The 12340-nt window shown below is 71.1% G+C and carries 13 protein-coding genes; 8 read left to right on the top strand and 5 right to left on the bottom strand.

Annotation, left to right across the window (positions count from 1 at the left end; translation table 11 throughout):
- Position 1: 1 nt before the first annotated feature.
- Positions 2 to 1486, top strand: a complete 1485-nt coding sequence (locus BLR02_RS19065; RefSeq protein ID WP_090568889.1) for a Ppx/GppA family phosphatase — start codon at positions 2 to 4, stop codon at positions 1484 to 1486.
- Between the two features lie 72 nt (positions 1487 to 1558).
- Positions 1559 to 1966 (top strand): cupin domain-containing protein, encoded by a 408-nt coding sequence (locus tag BLR02_RS19060; RefSeq protein ID WP_090664271.1) that lies wholly within the window; start codon positions 1559 to 1561, stop codon positions 1964 to 1966.
- Between the two features lie 33 nt (positions 1967 to 1999).
- Here the strand turns inward: BLR02_RS19060 and BLR02_RS19055 are convergent, their stop codons facing one another.
- From BLR02_RS19055 to BLR02_RS19045, 3 genes are all read right to left on the bottom strand, one after another.
- Positions 2000 to 2308 carry a hypothetical protein gene (locus BLR02_RS19055; protein ID WP_090568895.1) on the bottom strand — a complete coding sequence of 103 codons (309 nt, stop codon included), beginning with the start codon at positions 2306 to 2308 and terminating at the stop codon, positions 2000 to 2002.
- 38 nt (positions 2309 to 2346) lie between these two features.
- Positions 2347 to 3312: an N-carbamoyl-D-amino-acid hydrolase gene (locus BLR02_RS19050; RefSeq protein WP_090568899.1), complete on the bottom strand. Its 966-nt coding sequence runs from the start codon at positions 3310 to 3312 to the stop codon at positions 2347 to 2349.
- Between the two features lie 64 nt (positions 3313 to 3376).
- The gene (locus BLR02_RS19045) at positions 3377 to 4606 is read right to left on the bottom strand and encodes an ABC transporter substrate-binding protein (RefSeq protein WP_090568902.1); all 1230 of its coding nucleotides are present in this window, start codon (positions 4604 to 4606) and stop codon (positions 3377 to 3379) included.
- Positions 4607 to 4743: 137 nt separating this feature from the next.
- Between BLR02_RS19045 and BLR02_RS19040 the strand changes: the two genes are divergently transcribed.
- Positions 4744 to 5724: a Bug family tripartite tricarboxylate transporter substrate binding protein gene (locus BLR02_RS19040; RefSeq protein WP_176849677.1), complete on the top strand. Its 981-nt coding sequence runs from the start codon at positions 4744 to 4746 to the stop codon at positions 5722 to 5724.
- A 64-nt stretch (positions 5725 to 5788) separates the two neighbouring features.
- On the top strand, positions 5789 to 5980 hold the full coding sequence (locus tag BLR02_RS19035) for a hypothetical protein (protein ID WP_090568908.1): 192 nt from the start codon (positions 5789 to 5791) through the stop codon (positions 5978 to 5980).
- Here BLR02_RS19035 and BLR02_RS19030 read toward each other — a convergent pair.
- Positions 5962 to 7350: a dihydroorotase gene (locus BLR02_RS19030; RefSeq protein ID WP_090568912.1), complete on the bottom strand. Its 1389-nt coding sequence runs from the start codon at positions 7348 to 7350 to the stop codon at positions 5962 to 5964. The genes BLR02_RS19035 and BLR02_RS19030 overlap by 19 nt on opposite strands.
- A gap of 37 nt (positions 7351 to 7387) precedes the next feature.
- The gene (locus tag BLR02_RS19025) at positions 7388 to 8299 is read right to left on the bottom strand and encodes a LysR substrate-binding domain-containing protein (protein ID WP_090568916.1); all 912 of its coding nucleotides are present in this window, start codon (positions 8297 to 8299) and stop codon (positions 7388 to 7390) included.
- Between the two features lie 118 nt (positions 8300 to 8417).
- Here BLR02_RS19025 and BLR02_RS19020 point away from each other — a divergent pair, with 118 nt between their 5' ends.
- The 4 genes from BLR02_RS19020 to BLR02_RS19005 all read left to right on the top strand — a co-directional run.
- Positions 8418 to 9956 (top strand): MmgE/PrpD family protein, encoded by a 1539-nt coding sequence (locus tag BLR02_RS19020; protein WP_090568919.1) that lies wholly within the window; start codon positions 8418 to 8420, stop codon positions 9954 to 9956.
- 4 nt (positions 9957 to 9960) lie between these two features.
- Positions 9961 to 10338 (top strand): GNAT family N-acetyltransferase, encoded by a 378-nt coding sequence (locus tag BLR02_RS19015; RefSeq protein WP_090664270.1) that lies wholly within the window; start codon positions 9961 to 9963, stop codon positions 10336 to 10338.
- A 64-nt stretch (positions 10339 to 10402) separates the two neighbouring features.
- A complete protein-coding gene (locus BLR02_RS19010; RefSeq protein WP_090568925.1) occupies positions 10403 to 11536 on the top strand; it encodes a bifunctional 2-methylcitrate synthase/citrate synthase in 1134 nt (377 codons plus the stop codon).
- Between the two features lie 547 nt (positions 11537 to 12083).
- Positions 12084 to 12340, top strand: a 257-nt coding sequence (locus tag BLR02_RS19005) for a hypothetical protein (RefSeq protein ID WP_218127543.1), incomplete at its 3' end; no start/stop codon positions are given.

Below are 12340 nucleotides of genomic sequence, written 5' to 3'. Positions count from 1 at the left end.
GATGCCCACGCCCGAAAGCCAGCGCTGTGGCGTCGTCGATCTCGGCTCCAACTCCGTGCGACTCGTCGTCTTCGAGGGACGCGGACGGAACCCGCAGGCGATCTTCAACGAGAAGGCCGTGCTCGGCCTTGGCCGCGGACTGCAGACGACAGGACGGCTGAACGAGGACGCAATCGGCCCCGCGCTCACCGTCCTCGCCCGCTACCACGCCGTGGCGCGCGCGATGCACGCCGACCCGCTGGAGGTGGTGGCGACGGCCGCCGTGCGCGACGCGGAGAACGGTCCCGCCTTCGTGGCCGCCATGCAGGAGCGGATGCCGGGGCTGCGCATCCGCATCCTGACCGGGGAGGAGGAGGGCCGGCTCTCAGCCGATGGCGTGCTGCTTGGGTTTCCCGGCGCCGATGGCGTGCTGGGCGACCTCGGCGGCGGCAGCCTTGAGGTGGTGCGGCTGACGGAAGGCCGGGTTGCCCGCGCCGCCTCGCTGCCCATCGGGGCCATCCGCCTCGCCGAGCGCGCCGGCGGAGAGGTCGCCCGCGCCCGCGCCATCACCGAGGAGGAATTGGCCAAGCAGCCCTGGCTTGCCGAGGGTGGCGGGCGTGACCTCTATCTGGTCGGCGGCGCCTGGCGGGCCCTGGCGCGGATGCATATCGCCCAGACCGGCTACCCGCTGGCGATCGTCCATCACTATGTCCTCCGCCGGGAGGAGGCGCGTGACCTCGCGGGCGTCGTCATGGCCGCCTCTCGCCGGGTGCTGGAGCGCATGGCGGGCGCGCCGCAGAAGCGCCTGGCCGACATGCCTTTCGCCGCGGTGACCATGCGCCGCCTGCTGCGGGCCACCGGGGCCTCCCGCGTCGTCTTCTCGGCCAATGGGCTGCGCGAGGGCTGGTATGCCCGCCTGCTGGCCGAATCGGTGCGGCAGGATGACCCGATGCTGGCCGCGGCCCGCGAGCTCGCCGCCGCCTGGGGCCGCGACCCCGGCCTGCCGCCGGCGCTGATCGCCTGGACCGACCCGGTCTTCCCCGAGCAGGATGCCGGCATACGCGCCCTGCGTGAGGCGGCCTGCTGGATCTCCGATATCGGCAGCCACGACCATCCTGAATACCGCGCCGAGCAGGCCTTCCTTCGCGTGCTGCGCCAACATGGCGCGGGGCTCGACCACCATGCCCGCGCCTTCCTCGGCCTCTGCGCCGCGCTGCGCTACGAGGCCGAGCCGAGCGCGCCCTTCCTCGGCCCGACCCGTGTGCTGCTCGACCTGCAGACCATCCGCCGGGCGGAGGCGCTCGGCGCTGCGCTTCGCCTTGCCTATACGCTGTGCGGCGGCACGCCCGATCTTCTCGCCGGCACGAGGCTGGAACGGACGAGTGGCAGGCTGGTGCTGCGCCTCGCCGAAGGCACCGGCGTCTTCGCCGGGGAGAGCGTGCTGCGCCGCGTGGAGCAGCTTGGCGCCGTGCTCGGGCTCGAAGCCCTCGTCGAGGTCGAGGGCTAGCCGAACCCCCTATCCCAAGCCCGGCGGTTGCGTGCTTACTGCCTCGCATCGAAACCAGGAGGGAACCACTCGATGCGCTGGATGGCAGGTTTGGGCGCTGCGCTCGCGGTGTTGGCGATAAGCATCTCCGGCGCTGCGGCGCAGGAGCAGGCGCGGCCCCACTTCGTCCTTCGTGAGGTGGTGCAAGGCATGCCGCGGGGCGAGCGGCAGGAGGTGCAGGTCCTCACCGCGACCATCGCCCCCGGCCAGGCCACGGCCTTCCACACGCATCGCTTCCCGGTGACCGTCTATGTGCTGGAGGGTGCCTTCACGCTCGAGATGGAGGGGCGCGAGGCCGTCACCATCCCGGCGGGCGGCGCCATGGTCGAGCCACCCCATGTCCGCATGACCGGCTACAACCGCAGCACCGTCACGCCGACGCGCGTGCTGATCGTCTATGTGGCCGATCCGGGAACCCCCTTCCTGGACCCGGCCCACTAGGCCTCTCCGCCACGCCGAGGTGGCCGGCGAGGCTCAGCGCTGGATATTCTGCTCGAGGCTGGGCGGTGCCGCGGCGCCCCCGGTGCCGAGCGCCCCACGCTCCTCGGGCCGCCCCACACCAGGCTGCAGCGAGCGCCGGTCCGTCTCCAGCGGCAGGACCTGGGGGGGCGGCATGGCTGGCAAGCCGCTGCGCGCGGCCTCAGCCGCATCCACCGCGCGATCCTGCCGCTCCTCGCGGTTGAACTCCCGCGAGGCCCGTTCCGCTGGCGTCTGCGCCAGCACGGGCGTGGCGACCAGCAGGGAGGCGAGGACGAGGAGCCGGGTCGGGGTATGATAGCGCATGATGGACAGAGCGCCCGGCCTTCGGTTCGGTTCCGTGGCTAACGCCGGGCCGGCGCCCACTCCGCCGGCGCCACGCTGCCGGTCTGTTCGGTGATCCGCCCATAGGCCTCGACCCGCCGGTGGGCAGCGAAGTTGAAGATCGTGCGCCGCCCCAACTCGCACATGCCGAGATCGCAATCGGCGACGATCAGCTCATCTCCCCAGCTCGTCGCCTGGGCCATGATCTCGCCCTGCGGGTTGACGATGATGGAATGGCCGAACAGCTCATGCCCGTCCTCGTCGCCCGCCTTGGCGACGCCGGCGGCGAAGCAGGCATTCTGGTAGCAGCCCGCCTGGATCGAGAGGTGACTGTGGAAGACCCGCAGGTGATGCGCCTCGAAGCCGCGGTTCTCCATGTTGAGGCTCGGCGTGTTGTAGCCGAGCATGACGAGCTCCACCTGCTGCAACCCGAGCACCCGCCAGGCCTCCGGCCAACGCCGGTCGTTGCAGATCATCATCCCGATATTGACCGAGGTCTCGCCGATGGGCGCGCGGATCACGGGGAAGCCGAGATCGCCCACCTCGAAATAGCGCTTCTCCAGGTGCTGCACGCGGCGGGTCGGGTCATGCTCCGCATGTCCGGGCAGATGCACCTTCCGGTACTTCAGCACCACCTCGCCCGAGGGATGCACGTACACGGCGGTGTTGAAGCGATGCCCGTCCGGCGTCCGCTCGGCATAGCCGAGATGGAAACCGATGTTGAATTTGCGGGCCGCCTCGAAGAGCGGCGCCGTGGCATTGGAGGGCAGGGCGGTCTCGTACCAGTGGTCCGCCTCCGCCAGGTCCTCGTGGTACCAGCGCGGGAAAAAGGTGGTCAGCGCGAGCTCCGGAAAGACCACCACCTCCGCCCCGCGCCGGTGCGCCGTCTCCATCAGCCGCACCATGCGCCCAACCGCGACATCGCGCCCCTCGGCCTTCTGGATGGGGCCCATCTGGGCGGCGGCGAGGACAAGGCGGCGGGACATGGCAGGGCTCCGGCGGGTGGCGCCGGCAGTGGTCGCACCCGCCGCCCCGGTTTTCAAGCCATGGTCAGGCCCTGACGAAGGCGCAGCCACCCTCGCCGAGCGGCCTGAATGCCTCGTCGCCCGCCGTCGTCTGCAGCAGCTTGTAGTAGTCGAAGGGCCCGCGGCTCTCCTCCGGCTTCTTGACCTCGAAGAGGTAGGCCGGGTGCAGCTTGCGGCCATCGGCACGGATGGTCCCGGGGCCGAAGCAGTCGTCGTCGCAGGGCATGGCCTTCATCCGCGCCACCGTCTCGGCGCCATTCGCCTTCGCCGCCGGCACGCCCATATCGGCCACCGCCTTCAGGTAATGCAGCACGGCCGCATAGCCGCCCGCATGGTTCATGCAGAGCGCGTTGTTGCCGATATTCGGCCGGACTCGCGCGGAGAAGGCACGGGTCCGGTCGTTCAGGTCCCAGTAGAAGGTCTCGGTGCAGATCAGCCCCTGCGCGGTGGCGAGGCCGAGCGCGTGCACATCGGGGAGGAACATCAGCAGCGAGGCGAGCTTGATGCCGCGCCGCGCTAGGCCGAACTCCGCCGCCTGCTTGATGCAGTTGACGGTATCCGAGCCGGCATTGGCCAGGCCGATCACCTTCGGCTTCGCCGCCATCGCCTGCACCAGGTAGGAGCTGAAATCGGTGGTGCCGGGGAAGGGGGTACGGACGGAGCCGATGATGCTGCCGCCCGCGCCCTTGACGAAGGTGCCGGTGTCCCGCTCCAGCGCATGGCCGAAGGCGTAGTCGGCGGTGATGAAGTACCAGCTGTCGCCGCCCGCCCGCACCGTGGCGCCGCCCGTCGATTTCGCCAGCATCCACGTGTCGTAGGTCCAGTGGACCGTGTTCGGCGAGCATTTCGACCCGGTGAGGTCCGAGGTGGCGGAGGATGTGTTGAGGAAGACCTTGTTCTTCTCCCGCACCACCTCGTTCACGGCCAGCGCCACCGAGGAGGCGCCGCCATCCACCACGACATCGACGCCCTCCCGGTCGAGCCACTGGCGGGTGACGTTGGACCCGACATCGGCACGGTTCTGGTTGTCGGCGTAGAGCACCTCGATGGCGATGCCCCGGTTGGCGAATTCCGCCGCTGCCTGGCGGATGCAGGCCAGCTCGGTGGGGCCTGTCACGTCGCGGTAGGTGCCGGAGAAGTCGCAGAGCAGGGCGATGCGGATGGTATTGGCCGCTTGCGCGCGGGCCCCGCGCCAAGGAAGGCCGCCGGATAGCGCGGCGCCCGCGCCCAGCAGGGCGCGCCGAGATATTGTCATGATTGTTGTCCTCCCGGGCGACGTTCCGCCGCCTGCGCCGCAGGCTACACCGTTTCGGTCGCCGCATGCCAGGACCACAAGCCCCGATGACAGAGGCCGCCGCTTGCGGCATGTCAACGGGCCGAGGAGGAACCGCCATGTCCCGTGCCTATGGCCGCCGCGCCGCGCTTGCGCTCGCCGCCGCCCCGCTTGCCGCCCCCGCCCTGGCCCAGCCGGGCGACTTCCCCAGCCGCCCGCTGCGGATGGTGATCCCCTTCCCGCCAGGCGGCGGCAGCGACATCCTCGGCCGGCTGCTGGCCCAGCGCATCGGCGACGTCATCGGCCAGCCGGTGGTGCCGGAGAACCGCTCCGGCGCCGGCGGCAATATCGGCACCGATGCCGTCGCCAAGGCCCCGCCCGACGGCTACACGCTGGTGACGGTGTTCAACACCATCGTGGTGAACCAGTTCATCTTCCGCTCGATGCCCTTCGACCTGAAGCGGGACCTGACGCCCGTCGCCCGCGTCGCGCTGGCGCCCACCGTCATCGCCGGCGGGCCGAAGCTGAAGGCCAAGGACCTGGCGGAGGTCATCGCCATCACCCGCGCCCAGCCCGGCCTGCTGAACCACGGCACGCCCGGCCTCGGCACCATCACCCATGTCTCGGCCGAGCTGATGGACAGCATGTCGGGCGGCAAGCTGACCCATGTGCATTATCGCGGCACCGGCCCCGCCGTGACCGCCTGCGTGGCCGGCGAGGTGGAATTGGTCTCCGCCCCGTGGTCGGCGGTCGAGCCGCTGGTGAAGGGCGGCCAGCTCCGGGCGCTGGGCAACCTCGCGGCGCAGGACAGCCCGCTGATGCCGGGCGTGCCGACGGTCGCGGCGGCCGCCAACCTGCCGGGCTATGCCGTCGACAATTGGGGTGCGGTGCTGGCCCCGGCCGGCGTTCCGCCTGCCATCCTCGCCCGCATCGCGGAGGCTGTCCGCATGGCCATCGACACGCCCGAGGGCAAGGCTGCCATGGCGGCCCGCGGCATCGAATCCGCCTGGGCGGACGGGCCGACCGTCGCCCGCATCATCGAGGAGGATGGGGCGCGGTGGGAGCCGGTGATCCGGAAGGCCAATATCCGGGTCGAATGACCGCTCGTCACGCATCCGTCCCGGCCGGCAGCGCGTAGCGCCGGCAGGGCAGGGGAGTGGACACATGATGCCGGAGGGTCGAAGGCCCGGCAGGGCATGGAAGGTAGCGGGCCAGGAAACCGGCGAGGCGCTCGGCCTGCTGATCCTGGCGGCCGATGCGCTCGGCCTGCCGGTGACGCGCGCGGTGCTGGCCGACGCGCTGCGCCGCCTCGACGAGACGGCGGCGCCCGCCCCGCCTCAATCCTCGCCCAGATAGGTCTCCCGGTGCTGCCGCGGCACGAAGTGCCCCTGGCCCGGCCTCGCCAGCACCTCCTCGCCGTTCCAGATGAGGCTGCCGCGCAGCCAGGTGGCCGCCACCCGCCCCCGCATCCGCCGTCCGTGATAGGGCGACCAGCGCGCATCCGGCCGGTCCTGGATCGACGCCTCGTCGAAGGTGAAGTCGCCGCGCTCCAGCACCAGGAGGTCGGCATCGGCGCCGATGCGGATCGCGCCCTTCTTCGGCGCCAGCCCGTGGAAGCGCGCCGGCCGCTCGGCGCAGAGGCTCGCCATCAGCGTCACCGGCAGCCCCCGCTCCTCCAGCAGGCTGAACATCAGCGGCGCGAAGCTCTGCAGCCCCGTCAGCCCCGCGCCGGGGGCGAAGATGTCGCCCCGGTACAGTTTCCGCTCGCGCGGCCAGGGCGCGTGGTCGGTCGAGACATAGGCGATGCGCCCGGCCGCGAGCGCGCCCCACACCCGCTCCACCTCCTCGGCCGTGCGGAAGGGCGGGTTGCACTTGCCGAACCCTTCCAGGCGGACGAGATCCTCCTCGGTCATGCAGAGATACTGGATGCAGGCCTCGCCGCTGGTCCGCGCCCCCTGCCGGCGGAACAGCTCCGCCAGCTCGAAGCCCCGGGCGAGGGAGGAATGGGCGATATGCACATGGCAGCCCGTCTCCAGCGCCATCTCGAAGATCTCGAGATCGGCCATGCTCTCGGCCAGCGGCGGCCGGGTGCGGGCATGCATGATCGGGTCGGTGCGCCCGGCGGATTTCGCCTCCGCCGTCAGCCGCTCGACCAGCTCCTGGTCCTCGTTGTGGATGGCGCACATGAGGCCGGTCCGCGCGATCTCGCGGAAGGCGGCCAGCATGGTCGGGTGGTCGATGCGCGGGAAGCGCACCGCGTCATACTCATAGGTCGACAGTTTGAAGGAGCAGACGCCCGCCTCCGCCAGCCCGGCGATGGCCGCGACGCCCCCTGTCTTGGTGATGGTGCCATAGAGCGCCATGTCCACATGGCTCGACGCCTCCACCACCCCGACCTTGGCGCGGAGGATGCCGGCATCCGTCACCGGCTGCGGCACGTCATAGGGCATGTCGACGCAGGTGGTGACGCCACCCGCCGCCGCCGACATCGAGGCCCCCTCGATCCCGGGCCAGCCGGTGCTGCTGCTGGTGTGCATGTGGCCGTCGACCAGCCCGGGCAGGACCAGCTTGCCGCTGTAGTCGGCGATGGCCGCGGCGGGCGGCGGCGCGCCCTGGCCGATGGCGGCGATGGTCTCACCGCGGATGGCGACATAGCCGCGCGGCAGCACCGCCTCGGGCAGCACGATGTCGCCGAGGATCACCCGGTCGAAGGGGCTCTGGTCCATGCTGGTCTGGCGTCCCTGGAGTCGTTGTGGGCCGAGGCTAGGCCCCATCCCCCGCCGCCGGAAAGGCCCGCCGTGCCGCGGCGATCGCCGCCCGCGCCGCCTCCGTCTCCCGCTCGCCATTCCACACCAGCGCCACACCGACCGAGCCGACCGGCCCTGCCAGGGCACGGAAGGCAACGCCCGGCGGCCGCAGCACCGCCATCCCCGAACTCACCAGCGCCACGCCCAGCCCCGCCGCGACGAAGGCGAGCTGCGCCATCGCGCTGCCGACCTCGCGCATCGCCACCGGCTCGAACCCCGCCTCGCGGCAGGCGGTCACCTGCCGGTCGAAATAGGCCGGGCTGATCGAGCGCGGCAGCAGCACCAGCGCCTCGCCGGCCAGCGCCGAGAGCGGCAGCGGGCCTCCCTCGCGCAGCAGCGCATGCCCCTCCGGCAGCGCTGCCACCAGGGCATCGGCGCCGAGCGGCAGCACCCGCAACGGCGGCCGGTCGCGGTCGAGCCGCGCCAGGGCGAAATCCACCTCGCCCCGCCGCAGCGCCTCCACCGCATCGGCGGTATCCATCTCCCGCACCGCCAGCGCGCTGTCGGGCGCCGCCGAGCGCAGCCCGCGCACCAGCGGCGGCAGGTAGTCGAAGAGGGCGGAGGTGACGCAGGCCATGGCCATCGGCGCATGGCGGCCGGCGCGCAGCTCCCGCGCCAGGCTCTCTACCTGCTTCGCCTCCTCGGCCAGGCGCCGGAGGATCGGCAGCAGCGCCTCGCCCTCCCGCGTCGGCCGGGCGCCCTTCCGCGTGCGCTCGAGCAGGCGCACGCCGAGCTCCGCCTCCAGCGCCTGGATCTGCGCCGTCAGCGGCGGCTGCGAGACGCCGAGCCGCGCCGCCGCCCGGCCGAAATGCCCCTCCTCGGCGACCGCCAGGAAGTGCCCCATGCGGCGGAGGATACGGAAATCCATGAACCTAATCCCGCTTCGATACGGAAAACCTATCGTGCTTGCCGCTCAATCGGAATGGACGAAGATGCCCAGCGGGGGGACAAAGCAATCCTCACCAATCCGCCGGGGAAGACCGCCGATGCAGAAGCATGCCGTAAAGCTCTATCCGTCCAAGTCGCTGCTGAAGCGCGAAGACCAGCTCGCCTGGAAGATCGCCGGCGTCGCCGCCGACAAGGTCGCGGTCGAGAAGGACGTGGCCGGGATGATCATCAACCGGATCATCGACAACGCCTCCGTCGCCATCGCCGCCATCAACCGCCGCCCCGTGACCTCCGCCCGCACCATGGCCCTCGGCCATCCGCGGAAGGGCGGCGCCACCATCTTCGGCGTCGGCGCGAACAAGCGCTTCTCGCCGGAATGGGCGGCCTGGGCGAACGGCACCGCGGTGCGCGAGCTCGACATGCACGACACCTTCCTCGCCGCCGACTACTCCCACCCCGGCGACAACATCCCGCCGATCCTGGCGGTCGCCCAGACCATGGAGAAGTCGGGCCGCGACCTCATCCGCGGCCTCGCCACCGGCTACGAGATCCAGATCGACCTGGTGAAGGCCATCTGCCTGCACGAGCACAAGGTGGACCACATCGCCCATCTCTGCCCCTCGGCGGCGGCCGGCATCGGCACCCTGCTGAAGCTGCCGCAGGAGACGATCTACCAGGCGGTGCAGCAGGCGCTGCACGTCTCCATCTCCTTCCGCCAGAGCCGCAAGGGCGAGATCAGCAGCTGGAAGGCCTTCGCTCCCGCCCATGCCGGCAAGCTGGCGGTCGAGGCGGTGGACCGCGCCATGCGCGGCGAAGGCGCCCCGAGCCCGATCTACGAAGGCGAGGACAGCGTCATCGGCTGGGTCCTCTCCGGCCGCACCGTGGCCGACAAGGAGGGCCGCGCCGCCGCCTATGAGCCGGTCTATTACGAGGTGCCGCTGCCCGGCGCCGGCGAGGCCAAGCGCGCCATCCTCGACAGCTACACCAAGGAGCATTCGGCCGAGTACCAGTCCCAGGCGCTGATCGACCTGGCCTTTCGCATGCGGGACCGGATCGAGGACATGGAGCAGATCGAGAAGATCGTCATCCACACCTCCCACCACACCCACTACGTCATCGGCACCGGCGCCAACGACCCGCAGAAGATGGACCCCAAGGCGAGCCGGGAGACCCTCGACCACTCCATCATGTACATCTTCGCCGTCGCCCTGCAGGACGGGCGCTGGCACCATGTCGACAGCTACGCCCCGCGGCGGGCCGCACGGGCCGACACCGTCCGCCTCTGGCAGAAGATCGAGACCCGGGAGGAGGCCGAATGGACCCGGCGCTACCACTCGCGGGACCCGAACGAGCTCTCCTTCGGCGGCCGTGTGGAGATCACCATGAAGGACGGCTCGGTGCTGAGCGACGAGCTGGCCGTCGCCAATGCCCATCCGCTCGGGGCGAAGCCCTTCGGCCGGGAGGACTACATCAACAAGTTCCAGATCCTGACCGACGGCATCATCTCGGCGCGGGAGAGCAACCGCTTCCTCGCCGATGTGCAGGACCTGGCCCGCATCCCGGCCGGCGAGCTGCATGTGCTGAACGTCGCCCTGCCCAACGGCGCGCTGGCCGAGGGCAAGCCCGGGATCTTCTAGGCCCATGATCGGCCTCCGTCCCGCCAGCCCGGCCGATGCGCCGGCGCTGGTGGCCATCCACCGGGCCGGGCTCGATGCTGCGCGGCCCGGCCTGGCCTCGCCCTGGACGGAGGCGAAGACGCTCGCATGGTTCGCCGGCGAGCTGCCCGGCACCCTCACCCTCGAGGGGGATAGGGTGCCGGGCCTCATCGTGACGCCCACCCTGCACCGCAGGGGCACCGGCGCCATGACGACCGAGACGGCGAAGGCTGCCGCGCCGGGTTGCCTTCGCCTCGCCTGCTTCCGGCGCACCGGGCCACGCTCGCCGTCCATCGGCGGCGCGGCTACCGGGCCATCGCCTGCCGCGACGCCACGGCCCATGCGGCAGGGGAGCCGGACGTGACCCGCGCCTGGACCCCGCCGCCAGCCTCACACGTGCCAACGGGCACACGCAAAGGAGAGACCCCATGAGCGAAGCCACTCCCGAGATCAAGAAGGGCCTCGTCGGCGTCTATGCCGATGTCTCGACCATCTCCAAGGTGATGCCGGAGACCAACAGCCTCACCTATCGCGGCTATGCGGTGCAGGATCTCTGCGAGAACTGCAGCTTCGAGGAGGTCGCCTACCTGCTCTGGAACGGCGAGCTGCCGAACCGCGGCCAGCTCGCCGAGTTCAAGGCGGCCGAGGCGGCCGAGCGCGAGATCAGCCCGGCGCTGCACCGCGTCATCAAGGACTTCCCCGCCAGCGCCCATCCGATGGACGCCATCCGCACCGCCGTCTCCTTCATGGGGATGGAGGACCCGGAGAGCGCCGATGTCAGCGAGGCAGCCACCCGCCGCAAGGCCATCCGCCTGCTGGCGAAGATCCCGACCGCCATCGCCGCCGCGCACCGCGCCGCGAAGGGCCTGCCGCCGGTGGCGCCCGACCCGAGCCACAGCTTCGGCGAGAATTTCTTCAACCTCGTCTTCGGCAAGGTACCGCAGCCCGAGGTGCTGAAGGCCTTTGACGTCTCCCTCATTCTCTATGCCGAGCACACCTTCAACGCCTCGACCTACACCGCGCGGCTGGTGACCTCGACGGGGGCGGACATCCACGGCGCCATCACCGCCGGCATCGCGGCGCTGAAGGGCCCGCTGCATGGCGGCGCCAACGAGGCCGTGATGCACATGCTGACGGAGATCGGCGGGCCGGAACAGGCGGAGGAGTGGCTCTCCACCCGCTTCGACCACAAGGCGCTGGTGATGGGCTTCGGCCACCGGGTCTACAAGTCGGGCGACAGCCGCGTGCCGACGATGACCAAGTACGCCGAGAAGATGGCCGAGGTGGTGGGCGACCGGCGCTGGATGGAGACCTCCCGCGTGCTGGCGGCGAAGATGCTCAAGGAGAAGAACATCCACCCGAACCTCGATTTCCCCGCCGGCCCTGCCTACTACCTGATGGGCTTCGACATCCCGCTCTTCACGCCGATCTTCGTCGCCGCGCGCATCACCGGCTGGGCCGCGCATGTCATCGAGCAGGCGGCGGACAACCGACTCATCCGCCCGCTCTCCCACTACACCGGGCCGGAACAGCGCCCGGTACCGCCGATGGACCAGCGCTGAACGCCAGCGCCCGCGCATCCCGTCCGCGCTGACGAGCGGCCGCCGGAGTCATCCGGCGGCCGTTTGCTTTGCGCGCCTCGCGCATAAAAGCAGCGCGCGAATTGCGGTTTCTGTTGACACGGTGGTTGCGTGTGCAGATAGCGTGATTCGCGCGCACGATGTTGCAGCGATTCGTTCGGCGGTGTCCGCACCGCTGCACGTCGCGGAGCCATCCGGCGACAGCGTGCCGCAGCAGGGAAGGACGGTCCATGGACCGCAGGCAGGATGACGGCGCGGCCACTCGCATCGCGCTCGTCGGGCCGGAGCAGGGCGAAGTCTTAACGCCCGGTGCCGGATATGCGGTAGGCGGCAGCACGATGCGGCACATGGCCGCCGATCGCCCGTCACCGCTTGCTGCCCGCGAGGCCTGGACAGCGTTGCATGCGGCGCCGCGCATTCCGCGATCGACGCGCCGCATCGCCCGCACGGCCGGACCTGCTGCCACCCGGGCGTCGCGCCCTCGCGCTGCCGCCCGACCAACACCGGAATGCGCAAGGAGATGCCAACCGTGACCGATACCCCAGAGACCCCCGCCGCCGGCCGCGCCCAGCCGATGGCCGTCGCCACCAGCCGCCGCACCGCGAAGAAGCCGACGACCGCGCGCAGCCGTGCCGCCGCGGTGAAGAAGCCCGCCGCGCGCAAGGCCGCACCGAAGAAGGCCGTGGCCGCGAAGAAGCCGGCGGCGCGCAAGCCGGCAGCGAAGAAGGCCGCGCCGAAGCGCGCGACCGCTGCCGCGACGCGGAAGCCCGCCGCCCGCAAGACCGC

The sequence above is a fragment of the Belnapia rosea genome (genome assembly GCF_900101615.1).
GTDB lineage: Bacteria > Pseudomonadota > Alphaproteobacteria > Acetobacterales > Acetobacteraceae > Belnapia > Belnapia rosea.
The sequence above is the reverse complement of the archived record's forward strand: the minus strand, read 5'-3'. Positions and strand labels throughout refer to the sequence as shown.